Consider the following 18,621-nt stretch of genomic DNA (forward strand, 5'->3'; position numbering starts at 1 on the left):
AAGGAGGGTGTGATGATGAGGAACACGATGGGAAAAAGAGGACGAGTACGGCCTAAGCGGATTCTGGCGGCGCTGCTGGCGGTTGTGCAGCTGATTCTGCTCCTGCCGACGGTGTCGATCCCTGCCCTGGCGGCGGGAGATGTGGCATATACGCGCCTTAAGCCGGAGGTGGCCATTTATAACGCCCAGACCGGCATCGATGAAAAGCTGTATAACCGGGAAATCAGCGCAGACAGCAAGTTCAACGCAGCCACAAAAAGCAGCCTGTTCAACTTGTCCTTTGAAAACAATCTGATCAATAAGAGCGCTTCCTTTACTGTGGATGATAAGCAGATCGGAAGTCTGCGAAAAAAGGAAAATAACCTGCAAACCTCCCTCTCGGCTTCCTTTCACAATTACAAGCATCAGCATTCCTGGAAGTCGGGACTTTTTAATCTGAAAAACAATACGGCCAATGTTACCACGTCCGTCATGCTGTCTTACGAATACTGGAACTCGCGCTCTCATTCTGCTCCCGATCTGTTTATCAACAGCCGGGACATGGCAAAAAGCTACGAACGCCTTTCCACCGGCTACCATACCGTCGCCACATATCCTCCCCGTGCGCAGATTGCCATTAGCTTGCAGGGTACTTTTTACGACGGCGGCAATAAAAGCTGCAAGTGCCAAGGCGACGCGTCGTTGACCAAGCCGGTCATCACCTATATGGACAACAACGCGCCGTCCATCGTTTCGGTAACCGGCATTGACAACCGGATTTTGAAAGCCGGCGATACGGTGGAGCTGGCAGTCAAATTCGACGAGCCCATCCGCTTTGCCGACGACAGCGCGGCCCACGGCGACCTGTATGTGTACCTTGTCCTCGAAGGGATCAGCTCCAACCGGTGCCCCCAGGCCATGCTGACCAAGCTGGACTACGACACGCTGTATTTCTCCTACACGGTCCCCACTGACAGCGAGCCCATGGAGAAGCCGATCGACGGCGTGGATTTCAGCCCGCTGATGCAGGAATGCGACCTCAAGGTGGTGTTTGAGGACGGGAGCTTCACCCTCTCCACCAGCGGGCTCAGCCCTTCCAGCAACATCGGCTATACCCGGGCCACGTCGTACATCACCGACATCGCCGGCAACGGCATGAGAGCGTCGGACAGGCTCCGCAACGTGACGGAGAGCTACCTGGACACCACGCCGCCGTCCCTTTCCCAGATCAGCGCCACCGCCGCCGCCAACAACGCGGACATCAAGACCCTGCTCGGTTCCGGCGAAGAGGACAAGAGTGACATCTACCTGGGCGTGGGCGACAGCGTGGACTTCGGCCTGCCCTTCAGCGAGGTGCTGAACCTGGAGCCTGGGGAATACACCGGCCTCACGGCCACCACGAACCTGCGCGACGGGGACGGGAATGCCGTCACGCTGGCCAGCACAAATGTGATCAAGACCGCCGGCGATAGCCAGGGCCCGTCCAAGGGAGAGATTACCTACATCACCCTGGAAAGGCTCACCCTGACGGCGGACATGACCTGCGCGGACGCCGACGGCGTCATCCGCATCCAGAGCATCCAATTTAGCAAGTCGGTCTCTGATCTGGCCGGCAACGCGCTGTCGGTCTCTGACGCCGATGTGAACGCCGCAAATACCGCGACCCTTTATCTGGACGTGACGGCGCCGAAAATCACCACCGCCATGGGGCAGTCGGAGGGCGTGTACCAGGTCGTACCCTATACGGACGGCAGCGGCTTCTACGTCCCGTTTTCCGTCACGGACGACGCGTCCGGGTCCGGGACCAACGGCCTCCAGGGCCGCTTCAAATGGCGCAAGGGAACGGACACCTATTCCTCCACGGTATTCGAGTACGCAGTTACCTCTTCTACCGATGAGCCGGAAGAGTGGACAAGAGCCCTCATGAATAACGGCTACTGCAAATTTACCCAGGTGGAGGGAACCCAATACCTGCATATCAAGCAGGTGGACGATGTCACCTATGAGGTGCTGGATACAGAGCTGGACTTCCAGGTGATGGATTATGCCGGCAACGAGAGCACAGCCACTTTTGCCATCAACGCGCTCTGGGACAACACCTATCCCACGGCCGAATTGGGCGAGGTGACCAGAGAACTTACCGATACAGGCGGCGAATTGACCGTCCAGGTCAACCTCACGGAAGCCACCGCCCTGAAGGAAGCCTATTATCTGTGGACGAACACCGACGCGGAGCCGGATGACGAGAGCGCTGGCTGGGTGCTGGCGGAGAATGTTCTCGACCAGACCTCCGCCACGATTACCCTCACCGAAAACGTGGAAACCGGCGAGGATTTCAACCAATATCTCTGGGTCAAGGTCTCGGACAAAAACGGCAATGAAGTGGTATACGGTCTGGGCGCTCAGCGGTACAACCTGAAAGAGATCGCGTACAGCGTCAACCCAAGCAGCGACTACGCCACCGATCTTTATATCCATTACCAACCCAAGGACTCCGACGGCTTCCTGCTGGGCCTGCACCCGGTGCCGGGTACAACAGATGAGTATTACGCCTGCACCGAGGGCGGAATGACGTATGATCCCAACAACTGGTACAAGGTGTCCTCGGGCGACAGAAGGAACTTTACCGTTCTGAAGAAAACGGCCAAGGACATCGAATATTTGAACAATTACCTGCTCAATGACGGAAGCGAGCCGTATTCTCAAACCTTCGGATACCGCACCGGCGATTATCAGTTCTACATCATTGCCGGCGTAAAGGGTGCGTTTGCTTTGGATGAAAACGGATATGTGACCCAGGCAGGAAACGATGCCTATGAGGTCAGCGAGGAAAGCTATACCGTCCGCGCGATCACGCCGTTTGATGAGGGACAGGACTTCCTCCCGAACATCAGCATCACTCCCGTGAGCGACATTCCCGATCCCACCGACAATTCCTATTACTACTATACCTCGGAGCCGATGCTCTCCACTCTGGAGGGCCTGACCTATGAGATCGACCTGGGTGAGGATACCACCGGCTGGAACTATGACATCATTGATTTCGATAACTCCTATGTGATGGTATACGGAATCGGAGCTGATCTTAAATCGTTTAGTATCCCGTTGAAGCCCCAGGCAAAACAGACCATCACCCTGCCGGCGGGAGAATACACGACAACGGGGTCCTTCTATCTCCAGGTGAAGCTTCAGGCAAAAAACAGCGGGCAAAACGGTTTGTACCTCTATCGCGCCAGTGAGACGAAGTATCTTGACGGGCGGAACGCCCCCGATCCGTCGGAGTTCGGCATCACCTCTCTGAAGATGGAGTGCGATCCCTTCAATCATGATATGGCATATTCCACGGGTATTCAGGAGCAGGAGGTTGAGCCTGGCGGAGATGTGATTTATCTGCCGGTCTCCAATGAAACAGACCGATATTGGGGAGGACCATACGACAAGCACAAGATCTATCTGACAACAGAGGATATTCAAACGAGCGGAACCATGTACCTGTACACGGATCAGCTGATCTGGAATGTCACGGCAGGACAGACGGAAGACACTGCCGCCATTTACAGGAGCGGCTCGGCGGGGGGCCTGGACCTCACGATCCTCGATAAAGAAGGCGCCGCGGAATATGTGGCCGGTATCGACCCCGCAGATCCGGGAGCCGAAGGCGATGCACCCCTGTGCCTGATCCGGAATACCGACAACGTGATCGCGGTGCGGACTGTACTCTCCAACGGGAAAAAGTCGGAAATCAAGTATTACACCATCTATCCTTCCTGGCTGGATGTGTCCGGCACGCTCTCGACCCAGAAGGATGCGGACACGCAGGTGACGATTTCCGACGACAATACGCTGGTCTTTACTCCGGATGAGGGCCAGTCCATGGAGGGAGTGCGGATTTTTACAAGCGACGGGACCAACAGACTGGAACTGCTCCCCCAGGCCGACGGCACCTATCGCTGCGATGCAGCCCCCGGACATAAGTGGTATTATTTCTACGCGCTCAATACCTATGGAAGCATCTATTATTTTGAGGAATATTTCAATGTCTATCGGGACGAGGACGCTCCGGTGATCACGTCTACGGGAAACACACAGTCTGACGGAACGTATCAGATCAAGCTCCGGATCACGGACCTGTCGCTGACCACCTATCTGATGGACGGCACCATTGATCTGAAGCTCATCTTCGACGAGGCCTATTCCCAGCGGCTGGGAGTGGAACAAGCGGATGGAACCGGAGACGAAGGAGGACAGCAAGCAACCTTCCAGCTGGCCATCGACGAATTCGACGACTACTGGGGTGAGATCACCCCGGAGGATGACATGGAGTTCCTCTGGGAAGCGGAGAATGTCAGCAGCACGGGCATCTACCGGGTGGAGGCGGTCATGCCAAAAGTAACCTCAGACGGTTATCTGGACGTCACGATTTACGGCGCCGCCAAATACCTTCTGGAAGAGAGCGATGACGCGGAGATCAAGTTTGACGTGACGGTGGAGGCCACCGACAAGTTCGGCCATACCGGTACCACCGAGATCAAAGATGTCACCGCCACCAATACCAAGCCTCATGTTGTAGATAGCGGCAGCGTAGAGCCGGAATATCAGCAGATCGACGGCGGTTATGATTATGCGCTGATGCTGCCCTTCAATGTGCCGGTGCAGCCCGAAAAATCCTGGATTCTGCCCGAGCCCACCGGCTATCAGACGGAGTGGATCGACGGCTTCCCCGTGACCCAGGACGGCACCACCGAGATCTCCTTCTATGATATTTTCGGCACCCTTTATACCCAGGAGCTGGTGCTGGAAGATGTATTCGGCGATTACGGCGTGGAGCTGATCATTTCGCCGGAGACCTATACCAAGGAGGTCATTTCCGTTACGGCGCGCATGAGCGTGGAGGACACCGAGCGGGCCTTCATGTTCTGGAAGGATCTTGGCAACGGACAAATCCAGGCCATCTCCGATGCCAACTGGGAGTCCCTGCCCACCAAGGAACGGACCATCACCCGCCAGGAAAACGGAACCATCATGGTGTTCGTTTATGATAGAGCCTATTCCCGGGATGAGCTGTATAACCAGGGCTACTATCAGCGGGCGGATGTGCTGACCATCCACATTGACAACATGATTGACGGTGCGCCGGAGGCGGAGCCCAGGTTCTACTTCGACCAGTTCGGCCAGGAGTATACGGCCGAGGAACTGCTGGAAGAATTCCCCGACGGCATCGAGACCACAAGCTATGTGGAGGTATCCTACAAAACCAGCCGCTATGTCACGCCCACCGGCGATACGGGCGAGAAGATCCGGTTTGCCTACCCGGATACCGACACCTCGTACCAGTTTGAGTATGTGGATGCCTTTGGCAACGAAGGCAGCCTTTCGGTCAACCTTGCGGATTACGGCATCACCTTTGCCGCGCCGCCGGCGCCCTATGCCGACGAGACCGTGCCCACCGTGGTGGTGGACGTCTACGCCAAGCGCTTCAACAACTACACCGCCGCGGGTGCCTTCTCCAAGGATACGGCGGCAAACGATGTTGCAAACGAGTTTACAAGCATCGGTTACGTACAGGGATACAGCCTGAAGGTCGGTGCCACGGACTACTCCAGCTACAAGATCGTGGTGCTGAACACCCCGCCCACCTCCCTTACATACAGCGAGGCGGCAAGTGAGACTGTGCCCGGGGTAAGCATCTCCGGAAACACGGTCACCGTTTCCGCGGACCTGGCCACCGACTTCACCATCGCGGTGGTGGACAATGCGTCCGGGGAAACTGCGGCCACAGCCGACAACTTCTCCTGCATCACGATCCGGGCAGTGGATCTGAAACACTGGTTTGACACCACCAAGCCCGTGGCGGAGCAGAAGATTGTGCACAGCGGCCTCTATGAGCAGACCGTCTATGTGAAATTCACCGACACGGCCAATGACGGCACGGAGATCGACAATGGTACGAATCTCCAGAACGCTTCTGTGACGCTCATGAACGGCAGCCTGGAGCGGGAGACCACGGGAGAATACGCGGGCTGGTACAAGAAGGTATTCAAGGAGAACGCCACGGAGGAACTGCTCTTCCAGGACCATGTGGGCAACATGGGCGACAGTGAAAAGGTGGAGATCACCGGCATTGACTCCGACCCGCCGACGCTTACCACCACATGGACGCCGCCGTATCTTTCAAGCGACGGCCAGGCGGACCCCAGCTGGTACACCCAAACGCCGGTCAATACCTCGGTCTACGCACATATCACATCCAACAAGGCCCTTGACGTGGAAGAAGTCAAGCTGACCCACTACTCCTACGACGGTCAGGATTGGACCGAGCTTCCCAGCGGAGACATCAAGGATATCGAGAACTGTCCTGCCAGCTATACGGTTACCACCAATGGGCTGACGGTGTGCTTCGAGCAGGGTGGGATCGGCCTCCGGTTCCAGGTTCCGGCCCCCAACGGCAAAAGCACAGAAGCCGAAGTGTATCTGCCGGAGGAGACCATCGACAAGGTGGTTCCCAACGTGAAGGTGAAGGCCACGGAGCTGAAACGGAGCGGGTATAATGTCCCCTATGCGGTGGCCGTGACCATGACGCCGGACAAGAGCGTCCTCTGTTCCACCGCCGGCAAGGCGGGCGCCGTATATGACGCCGAGACCCCGCTGGAGGTCACCATCACCCAGAACGGCACCTACGAGTACCTGTTCGTGGACGAGGCGGGCAACCGCGCGGTGGCGACGGTTACGGTGAACAACATTGACCGGACGGCGCCCAAGCTGACCTTTACCCCCGACCCGGCGGAGCTGCCCGTCACCAGTACGGACCAGAAAATCACGGTGACCGTGGACGAGGCCTGTACCCTGACGGTGGGCAGCCAGACATACCCCTTGCAGGCCGACGAGTCCAAGGAGTTCTCCTTCAGCCAGAACGGCGTATATTCTGTGATTGCGACGGATCTGGCTGGCAATGAAAGCGTAATCAATATTCCCGTGGGGAACATCGACCGCACGCCCCCGGCCATCAGCTTCGAAAACGGCACCATCCGCATTCGTCAGGACAGCGCTCAGGCAGAGCTTACGGCCGCCCTCGACGCAGGCGTCACGGCCTGGGAGCCCGAAAGCCAGACCATGGTGGAAAACTGGACTTACGACGCAAGCGCCGTCAACCTTGCGGAGATCGGCATCTACAGCGTGACCTACACGGCGCGGGACCAGGCGGGGAATGAATCGACCGCAATCAGATATGTTTCTGTTTACGACAAGAACAACCCCGGAATTTATCTCGACGGCACACTGATCGAGCCGGAAGGTACAACCGTACTCAAGGCAGGGACCCATAACATCCTGGTCTCCCACATCCAGAACATCGCGCCCGGTGTCCTGGAACCGTATACGGTGAAAATCAGCAAGGGTATTTTGACCATCGGTCAGATCAAGAACAAGCGTGCAGACGTTCAGATCGATGACGACGGCAATTTCACCATTACCCCGGGGTTCTATACGGTATCTGTCATTACGCAGAGCAGAATGACATTCCGCGCAATTCTCTATGTGGAAGCGTAAGGGGGCGAAAATATGAAAAGGATCCTATCGTGTTTGCTTTGTGTGGTTCTGCTTCTGGGGATCGTGCCTCTGGAGGGAGTCGCCGCGCTGGCAGCAGAACATGAGGCCTACTCCCTGGATAACGGCTATATCCGGGTGCAGGTCTCCAAGGAAAACGGCGGATTTGTTGTCAATACGGTCAACGGTGACTCACTGAAGAAGTCAGATAACAACAAAGATCTGCTCTATCACACGGGCGAGTATGACACCTCCTTTGTTTCGTTCCGTGTCACAGAAGCGGACGGGACAGTCTCCGACTATATTTTCGGCGGCAAGTACGGGGACAGCAGCGATCCCAGTCATCAGGGCGTCACCGTGACCCAGGCCACGGAAAACAGCGACATTGTTGCCGTCTGGTCTGTGGGAAGCTATACCTTTACCCAGACCATCTCCCTGGCCAATGCAAGCTCCAACGAGCATGGCATGGTTTCGATCTCCCTGAGTGCCACCAACAGCAGCGGTAGCAACGCCAATATCAAGGCGCGTGTCCTTTGGGACACCGCCTTGGGCGGCTACGACTTCGGAACCTATCAGGCGGTAGACGAGGAGTCGGTCACCCACGCCATCTCCACCGAGCAGATTTTGGATGGTACGGACTACCCGATTCCGCAAAACTTCTATTGTCTCGACAATGTTTTTGACCCGGCAATTACCGCCTATTCGGTCAACAGTCCCCAGGCCATGCCCTATCAGGCGGCCTTTGGCCACTGGAACAATCTGGCCGCGTCCCTGTTTGATTTTGTGCCGGACAGTTCCATGGACTTCACCAAGACCCAGAACGATTATCTGACGGCGGACAGCGCATATGCTCTCTATTATGACCTGGGCAGCGTAGGCAGCACGCCCGTAAGCATGGTGACCTATTACGGCGTGTATTCCCACAAGGACGTCTCCGCGGCAGAAAAAATGACCGTCGACGTGTCCGCTCCGCTGCGCCTTACGCTGAATGACGCGGGAGACGATTATGTCCGGCAGACGGACCAGGGCATTGCGGATTTTGCAGCCGGCGTCACCTTTGAAAACTACGCCTCCGACACCGCCCAGAATTATGAGAACATTTCTCTGGTGGTCAGAACCACCGAGAATCTGCGCTCGCTGGGAGACATGGGCGCGGAAAACAATTCCCAGTTCGGCTCCACAGACCCGTTTATCATCACCTACGCCAATGTGAATGTGGGGGATATCAACTCCAAAACCCTGTACTTCCAGGCGCAGGTAACCGATACGGCGGCCTATGAGCGGATCACCATCGGCATCTACGACACATCGGAGACCCAGGGCGCCATCGTGGAAGAGAAGAAACTGGGAGAGCAAGTGGCCTACATCCTCCTGCCGGGCGCCGACGGAAGCATTCCCAAGGTGAGCTTTACCGAGATGACGCCCAAGGTCATCTATTCCTCCGGGACAAGGCATCTGTATGTAACGGTCAAAAACCCGGCGCTTCTGGATAACCGCGGCAACTGGAATCTGGTTGCGCGCAGCGTGGATGAAAAAACGTCGCATACCATCGACCACGAGTTTATCAGCATCAAGGACGGCGTGATGGATGTGGCCATCGACGACTCGGTCCAGATGGCGCCCGGAAGCTGGTACTTGCAGCTGGAGTGGACCGATGCGGCCGTTGCAGAAGACGTGATTCAGAAAGAATACCAGAATCAGACGGCCTCTTGCCTCAACTTTACCGTGTCGGAGGATGTGAAGTACAAAAACGACAGCTACGGCATCCTGACGGTGACCAAATATGAGAAAAGCGCCGGCGACTTTACCTATCAAATCGATTCTTTCCGGGACGAGGAAGCCTTTCAGAAATTCCAGGACGCCGGCGGATATTCCGAGATTCTTCTGATCTTCCGGGGTGAATTTTCAAAGTCCACCTACACGCTGGAGGACAGCTCCAAGAGAACGTATTACAGCGCAACCAGCACCAAGCGTGTCAATCAGGAGACCAGAGAGTACGAAGTCGACAACTGCGTCAACATCAACGGCGCCATGGACTTCGAAAACGGCACCATGTCTGTGTATTATGACAAGGATGTGCCGGAGGGACAGCCTCTCACCGATGTGGTGGTGGAATTTGACGGCGAGCTTTTGACCAGCAATGCCCGCACCACCATCTGGAATGGCAAATCGGGACTCACACGGCTGGAACAGGGAAAGAGCTTTTCTCTGATCCCCTATGACAAAAACGGCGTCCGGGACCCGAATTTCGACGACAACACCATTATGCTCCTGTGGCCCACAACCTACAGCCCGGGGCAGACCATTGCCGGTATGGTGTTCCAGATGGCATACGGCGAACTGGGCGTCATGAAAGACAACGGGAAGGAACTTGGCCGGGTTATCTCCTTCTCGGCAAGCCTGGATCTGAGCTTTACCAAGAGCCCGGAACCCACCGGCCAGAGCCTTGCCGAAAATCCGGATCAGTCGCTCAAGACCACCTACTGGCAGAAGATCAAGGATTTCTGGCGCAACTACAAAGAGGCGCAGAGCGTTGACAGCTACATCTACACCAACAACGACGCGCTGTACCGGACATACGATTGGTCGAACATCGACGAGAGCGGAGACGACAATAAGGAGATTTCCGCCTCCGTGATGGTCCGTGATATTCTCTACGGGTGCGGCGAGGGCCTGATCGGCGTTAACTTTAAGGTGGATATCGGCATTCAAAACTATATTTCCGCCTTGCCCAAGGTCACCGGTACCCTGGAGGTCAACACCATCAACGACTGGTCGTTCGGATTTAAGGGCAGCATGAAGCTTGCCAACTTTTCACTGGAGGCGAAGCTCTCCTTCAAGAGCCACGACGATGTCCCGGTACCCGACGACATCTATTTCTACATCGGCGGGTTCAATCCGGGCCTCAATATCGATGGCTGCGGCGTCGTCTGGCTCAAGGGCGGAGGCGGCGGAATCTCCGACATTTACGACACCATCTTTATGACGGACTCGGTACCGCCGCTCAAGCTGATCGTAACGGCCAGCTTCAGTATCGTGCAGGTTCTGGACGGTAAGGCGACACTGACCGTCGGCGCCACCGGCATCAGCCTGAAGGCGGAGAATCTCAAGATTTTCGGCACCATCGACGCCATCGAGAAAATCAGCCTGGGGCTGGAATGGTATCCCGGCATCGATCTGGAGGCGTCCATCTCGGTGGATTTGTTCCAGGGCGTGATCAAGGGCGGCGGCTATATCGTCCTGATTGGAAAGAACTACACGGACTGGTTCTTTGAGATGTTCGCCCATGCATCGGTGAACATTCCGGAGTCGGTGCCGGTCTTCGGCGGTACAACAGTGGCCGGAGCCGATTTGGGCATCAGCACCGAAAAGATCTGGGGCAATGTGGAGATCCTTTCCGTCCGCGTGGGCATCGCCTATTATTGGGGCGATAACTCGGTGGATTTCGGTACGGGAGATTCCCTTGCCAAGCCCAGCTTTCCGGAACTTCTGGGACACGAGGATATCCCCGTATACTATGATGAGGAACGCAGTCAGACCCTCTATGCACGGATCGGCACCAACATTTCCGGTATGGAAATGGCGGAGGTCGTGGACACGTCGGAGCTGCCGCAGCTGTTTGACGCGGAGCTCAAGTCCAGCGGCGACCTGCTGCTGCACAAATTCAATCTCGGGACTTACACGGGCGGCGCGGCCGCCATCGTGCGGATCGATTACGATGCCGAGAGTCTGGAGCAGGCCCGGGAGATCGCGCAGGGGTTCCTCGTGAATTCCAGCATGAATATGGATGGAACCCCGTATCCCATCGTTGCATATGACGGCAGCAATATGGAAAGCGCGAACGCAAACATTACCTTCGACGAGAATACGAAGAAGGCGTCGTACGCGTTCACGGTGACAGATCCGGCGGACTACGGCAAGGACTGGTACATATCCACCGGCACAACGAAGGCCAACGCCGTGATCTACAACGTGGATCCCCTCCCCGAGCTGACGGCAGTCAGCGCCAGCATCAACGGCAGTCAGCTGGACGTGACGTGGACCGGAACGAAGACGGCGGAGCTGGACAAGATCAGCTTCTATCTGACCGAGGATACGGATCCCGCGGCGGAAAGCGGCGTCAGATACCTTGGCAGTATCGAAGATGTCACTACCCTTTCCGGCGCAGCCGCGTCGCTGACTCTGCCTGCGGATTTGCCCTCGGGAACCTATTACCTCCGTGCGGTATATTCCAAAGAAGATGAGGTCAACAGCGCGGTTTACAGCACCTCCACGATATCCTATACCAACGCCAATATGCCTGAGACAGCTGTGATTTCGGATGTTTATCCCGCCGGCAACCTGGAAATCGGAGTGAATGTGGCCCAGCCCGTCGACGGAAAAACCATGGGATATATGGCGACGGTTTATTATGCGGACGGGACTTCCACGGATGTTGACGGACTTGCATATACCAAAAACGAGACAGGCGCAACAGTCATTACCATCGGCGGAAGCTACACCGGTGTGGACGAAAACGGCGTTGAGGAGAAAAAAGGCCTTGTCGCCGGACAGAGCTACCAGGTGGGTGTCACGCCCTACTGCCTGGTGGATTCGGACGGCAACGGCGCGTACGACGCGGTGGTCTACGGCAAAGAGGTGTTGACAAGTTCCATCACCGTGCCGGAGATGACCACACCGGAAGTGACGATTCAGGCGGACGTGCAGAAGCAGGAGATTTCGGAACTGGTAATGGCAGACCATGATAACGATCCGGATACGCCTGCACAGGAAGTATCCGTTGTCAGGGAGACCTACACCGCAAGCGACATCTGCTTTACGGCGGCCGTAACGGAAAGCGTAACGGGAGAATGGGGCGTTGACGGAGCTCTCACCCCCGACAGCGACGGATACAGAAGCGGAGCGTACGGCACCTTTACGGATACCGCAAGCATTTCCATTCCGCTTACGGAGCTGAAAGAGGGCGGTCATACCCTCACCATCAAGGGGAAAGACGACCAGGGCGATGGATTCCAATACAGCTATTCCTTTGTGGTTGATACGACCCCGCCCAGGCTCATGCTCTCCGCGCCGCTCAACGGAAGCACATACGACAAGGACGGAACGGTTACCGTAAGCGGTGTGACGGACAGCGACGCAAGATTTACCATCACATCGGACGGAGTCGAAATCTGCTCGGGAAAGACCGTTTCGCAGCTGGGCGGGACCATAGATCAGGACGGCCTGTTCAGCTTTGACGTTACCGTTTACGCCCCCAATGACGCCTCCCAGAGAGAACTCTGCATCACTGCTTCAGACGCGGCGGGGAACTCCTTGACGGAGTATGCCACCGTCACCCACGGCGGCCTGGCGGATCTGCAGCGGGTAAAGGTGCTGATCAATGGCAACGTCGTGGACAACGGAAACATTCCGGCTTCGGCGGATGATACGACTGTGGTTCTCTCCCTTGCGGGCGTGACGTCTGACGGAACCACGTTCCGGCTGACCGGCCCCAATGTCGTGTGGAACTGCACCGCAGTGGAAGGCAGCGCATATGTTGACGCCGACGGACTGCTGGAGATCAGCGGAAATTCCCAGGGCTTTGTGGAGGGCGGACTGGAAGTTACCAAGGGCGCCTACCTGACCGATGCCGTAACCTTTGGCGCGCCGCTGGAGGAGGGCAGCGTAACAATCACCTCTACCATCGGCGGAAAGGTTACGGGCGGCGGAAGATACGCCCCTGGTGATCTGGTAACGCTCACCGCGACCCCCGACAATGGATATGTCTTCAATGGCTGGGTCCTCACGGGTGTGACCGTATCCGATCCCAGCGCGACCACCATCAGCTTTACCATGCCGAACACGTCCGTAGAAGCAAAAGCGAATTTCAAAGCGAAAAGCAGCGGACGCCCGACCACTTCGGTCACAGATATTATTGCAACGGTAACTGCCGAGGAAGGCGAACTTGTTACATATCCGTTGAGAAAACCGGTTGAAAACGAGAATCATGTCGTGGCACAGTACAGCACAGACGGCGGAAGAACCTATATCACAGTTGCCAAGTCTGCCGTTGTAGACGGAGTGTTCCGGTTTATTGCGCCGGTCCGTGCGACTTACAGGATCACCGTTGTGGATGGCATCAACTTCGATGATGTTCCGGAGACCCACTGGGCTTACGATTATGTGGATTTCGCATCGGCCAGAGAAGTGGTGCTTGGTGTGGGAGGCAACCTGTTTGTCCCGGAAGGAGACCTTACAAGGTCAATGTTTGTAACGATGCTTGGCAGAATGCACGGCAATTTGGGTACCTATGATGCCCACAGCTTCACCGACGTTGAACCCGGTTCGTGGTATGAGGAATATGTCTCCTGGGCCGCGTATAACGGTATCATTGAGGGATATGACGCGGAGCATTTCGGTCCCAACGACAAGATTACCCGCGAGCAGATTTGTACCATGATAGACCGCTATTTGAAGTACGAAGGATATCAGATAGAGACTGAACCCGCCGGTAAATTCACGGATGATGGGCAGATCAGCAGCTGGGCATACGATTCTGTGGTGGCGGCCAGAAATCTGGGACTCGTCATCGGATACGAGGATGGAAGCTTCAAACCGCAAGGCCTGGCTGCCCGTGTAGAAGCCGCAACCATACTGACAAGACTGATTTATTCCCTGCTTCAGAACAGATAAGCCTATGAAAAAAATACTGATACTCTTATTGCTTATCGTAATTTTAACAGAGGCGGCATTTGCCGCCTCTGTTAAAATTGGTGTGATTGACACCGGCGTCACACAAAAAGAGCATATTCTTGACAGCAGCCGGATTCTGGAGGGAAAGAACTATGTTTCGGAATACGGCGGCACTGAGGATAAAGTCGGTCACGGAACAAGGATTGCAAGCTTAATTCTCGGCACGCTGGATAATGAAATTATCTCCCCGTCCAGTGAGAGCCAGATCGTACCGCTGGTATATTATTCACAGTACCCGTCAGGCGTCGCCATAAACGGAGGCATCCAAGCCATTTGCAGCGCCATATACGACGCCATTGACAGCTACGGCTGCAAGATCATCAATATCAGCAGCGGTGTACCGAAGGAAAATGAAGCATTAAAAAAGGCGGTTGACTATGCGGAAGAAAAGGGCGTTTTGATTGTATCGGCCTGCGGAAACGACGGGGGAAGTGTCTATTATCCCGCCGCATATCCTACGGTGATCGGCGTCGGAAGCCATAACGAAACGCTGGAGCCTTCTGCTTTCTCCTGTCACGGAAGCGGGCTGGATTTGCTCTTTTCCGGCGAAAAGGTAAATGCTGTCTCCATAAAAAACGCCGACGATTACGAACTGGTGACGGGTACATCCTATTCAGCCGCGCTGATCACGTCCTATGCCGCAGCTGCCCTTGAAGCTTATCCGGAACTTTTGCCCCACCAGATCCGGTATTTTTTGCGATCCAGCTGTGAGGATATCTGCGAAAAAGGCTATGATGAAGAAAGCGGATACGGCATCTTTGATCCAACCCTGTTTTTTGAGCATTTAAGCCTTTTTGACAAGGGTGAAATTTCTTGCTTCTCCGATGTGAAAAAGACAGATTGGTATTTTGACAGCGTTTGCTATGCCGAACAGAACAGATTGTTTTTCGGTGTATCCGACACTGAGTTTGCTCCCAATGAACTCCTGACACGGGCAATGTTTATTACCATACTTTACAGGGCGGATGGCCGGCTGCAAACGAACAGTGTGCTGAAGTTTGATGATGTTGCGGAAGATGCGTATTATGCGGATGCTGTCTGCTGGGCGTCGGAAAACGGCATCATTACAGGAGTCTCTGATCGGGAATTTGCGCCTGATCAAAATATGACCCGCGAGGAAATAGCGGCAGTCATGAGCCGCTATGGGGACTACAAGGGGATCCATACGGCCAGCCAAGGCGACCTGACTGTGTTTGCTGATGCGGACGCTGTTTCCGGTTGGGCAAGAGAAAGTGTAGCGTGGGCCGTCGATTATGGTCTGCTTTCAGGCAAAGAAAACAACTTGCTTGACCCCCGGGGTGATATAACGAGAGCAGAAGCTGCCGCAATCCTGAAACGTTTTTTGGAACAGTAAAACATGAATGAAGTCCGTTTTTCGAACTATTTCATCGAAAAACGGACTTCTCATTTTTGGGGAGCTTTGTTGTATAAGGTTTTCCCTTACGGTTTTGCTGTTTTTATATCGCATTTCTTTAGTAAAGTATATTTGATAGCTATTCTGGTAGATATGGGCCAGAGGCCCGGGTTGACCTTGCACCTGCCATATATGTCATGACAGAATACCTAACGATAGAATTACCCGAGTGCCCTGCTGCTCTGCGCTTAGTACAGTGACGCCGTAATCTGTGCCATAAATCAATTTGATCCGCTCATTGATGTTAGCCAAGCCGATGTTTGAGGTGGTGGAACTGCCTAGCCGTTCTGCTTGGCCTTGAGCCAGTTTTTCATTCAGCGCTTTCAAAATGGTGGGAGAAATCCCTACGCCGTCATCCTCTACGGCAATTTCCAGACGATTTGCTGTGCGGAATGCAGAGATCCAGATATTTCCTTTCCCCCGCTTGACCTCCAGACCATGCTTCAGGGCATTTTCAATTACGGGCTGCACCAGAAGTTTGGGAATTTGAATATAGAGGGTATCCTCTGCCACATCGGAGTGGAGCGTGAAGCGGTCATTGAAGCGAATGCTCTGTAGACAAAGACGGTTGATCCCGCAAGAATGTGCTTGTATTGTTAAACCGGTTTTGCTACTATGGCATATGGAAGAAGTATCCCAACAGTGGTGGGATACAAATGTGGAAAGGTGGAATGTTTGAAATGAAGGAACGCAAAAAACTCCTCTCCCTGACTCTGGCTGCCGCGTTGACGCTGGGCATCTCCGCCCCTGCCATGGCCGCGGAAGGAACTGCCCCCGTCTTTACTGACGTGGCTTCTGACGCCTGGTATGCCCCTGCCGTCTCCTATGTCTCTGAAAAGGGGATCATGAACGGCACCGGTAACAACGCCTTTGGACCCTCTCTCACCGTGACCCGGGGTATGGTGTATCAGACCCTGTACAACATGGCAGGTCGTCCTGCCGTGGCCGAGGCCGCCTCCTTCAACGATGTCTCCGATCAGTGGTACGCCGACGCTGCCGCCTGGGCTGAGGATGAGGGCCTGACCACCGGCGTGGGCCAGGGCGCCTTCGGCGGCGAACGGGCCATGACCCGGCAGGAGCTGGGCAAGGTTTTTGCCGATTACGCCGACGCCCAGGGCGCTCAGGCCGACAATGCCGACCTGAGCACTTATGCGGATGCCGCCTCCGTGGCCGACTGGGCCAGGGACGGTATGGAGCGGGCTGTGGCGCTGGGTATCCTCTCTGGCAGCCAGAATAAGCTCAATCCCACCGGGACTGCCCAGCGCTCCGAGCTGGCCCAGATTCTGATGAACTTTGGCCAGCTCACCTTTGAGATCCCCGCTGAGGACTACATCAAGGCCCATGCCGAGGACTTCTTCCTCACCGGCAAGGCGGAGTATACCATCCAGGGCATGATGGTCTCCAAGGACACCACCTTCCACAACGACCTGGAGAATGTGGACTACACCGCCACCGACGACGGGGAGAGCGTGGTCCTCAAGGGCACCGTGGGCGAGCAGTGGGTCACCAAGCTGAGCAAGGTGCTGGAGACCTACACCAAGGCCGACGGTACCGCTCTCAAGGCGGAGGATTTCACCAACTCCAAGGATACCTTTATCGACCTGAAGACCAAGGCTGAGCCCGACACCAACTTTGCCTGCTTTGTTCCCAAGGACGTGCGCCTCACCGTCAATACCGCCTGGGGCGATGTGCTCCATGTGAACGTTCCCGTCTCCGAGCACGGCTACGGCGATTACCTGGTCTGCCCCAACAAGGACGGCAAGCCCGACTTCTCCGATGTGTGGGTGGTCAACGGCGCGATCTTCGCCAACACCTATGATGTGAGCCGGGCGCCCGTGGTGGGCAGCGTGGCCGCCATCGAGAAATACGGCAACCTGGACCTGGATATCAAGCCTGAGGTGCTCTATACCGCGGGCCTGGAGCTGGGTGACGTGCTGGACGTGACTGTGAACGGCCAGAGCCTGGAGATCCCTTTCTGCACCGCCTACAGCGATGTAAACACCGGCGAGTGCGTGGTGCGTGACAATAAGGAGAGCGACATCCTTGTGGTTGCCATCAACATGGGCAACTTTGCCGGCACCTACGGCGTGGAGGAGGGCGACATTGTCACCTTCACGCTGGCTGAGAAGGCCGGTTACCTGGGTCAGTATCAGGCCCATCAGCTTGAGCGCACCAACGAGCGGAGCGACTACGCCTCCGACGAGGTGTTTGCCAACTTCCGCGCCATCACCGTGGGCGACATTGCCGAGGGCGTGCTCTACCGCACCAGCAGCCCCGTGAACCCCGAAATCGGCCGGGCTGCCTATGCCGACGACCTGATTGAAAAGGCCGGCGTCAAGACCGTGGTCAACCTGGCCGACGATGACGAGGCCATCCAGGGCTATTTTGCCGCCGAGGGCTTTGATTCTCCCTACTACAAGGGTCTCTATGAGGCGGGAAATGTGATCGCCCTCAACATGGGCGTGGATTATAAGGCCGCCGACTTCCAGGCCAAGCTCAAGACCGGTCTGCAGTTCATGATCGCCCACGAGGGCCCCTATGCCTTCCACTGCACCGAGGGTAAGGACCGGGCCGGCTTTACCGCCATCCTGCTGGAGGCCCTGATGGGCGCTTCTCAGGAGGAGATCATGGCCGACTACATGGTGTCCTATGAGAACTACTACCATGTGGAGAAGAACTCCGAGCAGTACAAGCTGATCTCCGAGGTGGCTGTGGGTATGCTCCGTGACCTGGCGGGCCTGGAAAAGGGCGCCGACCTGTCCAAGGTGGACCTGCAGAAAGCCGCGGAGGACTACCTGACCGGCATCGGTCTCGCTGCTGACCAGATCACCGCCCTTAAGACCAATCTGTCTACCCCCATCAGCGGCTGATGGGTGAAAAAGTCCAAACAGAAATCCGGGAGAGAGCGGAACATAAACTGTGTGTTCCGGCTGTGATTCCAGCAGTGCGGCAGG

At 55.9% G+C, this 18,621-nt stretch carries 5 protein-coding genes; 4 read left to right on the forward strand and 1 reads right to left on the reverse strand.

What is annotated here, in order from left to right:
• Positions 1 to 12: 12 nt before the first annotated feature.
• The 3 genes from B5G42_RS14810 to B5G42_RS14820 are packed head-to-tail and all read left to right on the forward strand — an operon-like array spanning position 13 to position 15,607.
• A complete protein-coding gene (locus B5G42_RS14810; RefSeq protein ID WP_140399863.1) occupies positions 13 to 7,524 on the forward strand; it encodes a DUF5011 domain-containing protein in 7,512 nt (2,503 codons plus the stop codon).
• 42 nt (positions 7,525 to 7,566) lie between these two features.
• The gene (locus B5G42_RS14815) at positions 7,567 to 14,193 is read left to right on the forward strand and encodes an S-layer homology domain-containing protein (protein ID WP_162611119.1); all 6,627 of its coding nucleotides are present in this window, start codon (positions 7,567 to 7,569) and stop codon (positions 14,191 to 14,193) included.
• A gap of 4 nt (positions 14,194 to 14,197) precedes the next feature.
• On the forward strand, positions 14,198 to 15,607 hold the full coding sequence (locus B5G42_RS14820) for a S8 family peptidase (protein ID WP_087271934.1): 1,410 nt from the start codon (positions 14,198 to 14,200) through the stop codon (positions 15,605 to 15,607).
• A gap of 195 nt (positions 15,608 to 15,802) precedes the next feature.
• On the opposite strand, the gene B5G42_RS14825 is transcribed toward B5G42_RS14820, so the two are convergent.
• Positions 15,803 to 16,180 carry a sensor histidine kinase gene (locus tag B5G42_RS14825; protein WP_162611120.1) on the reverse strand — a complete coding sequence of 126 codons (378 nt, stop codon included), beginning with the start codon at positions 16,178 to 16,180 and terminating at the stop codon, positions 15,803 to 15,805.
• 167 nt (positions 16,181 to 16,347) lie between these two features.
• On the opposite strand from B5G42_RS14825, the gene B5G42_RS14830 reads away from it, so the two are divergent.
• Positions 16,348 to 18,537: an S-layer homology domain-containing protein gene (locus tag B5G42_RS14830; RefSeq protein ID WP_162611121.1), complete on the forward strand. Its 2,190-nt coding sequence runs from the start codon at positions 16,348 to 16,350 to the stop codon at positions 18,535 to 18,537.
• The last annotated feature ends 84 nt before the right edge of the window (positions 18,538 to 18,621 follow it).

Origin of the sequence: Flavonifractor sp. An91 (genome assembly GCF_002159225.1) — a bacterium.
In the GTDB taxonomy this organism is placed as follows: Bacteria; Bacillota; Clostridia; order Oscillospirales; family Oscillospiraceae; genus Flavonifractor; species Flavonifractor avicola.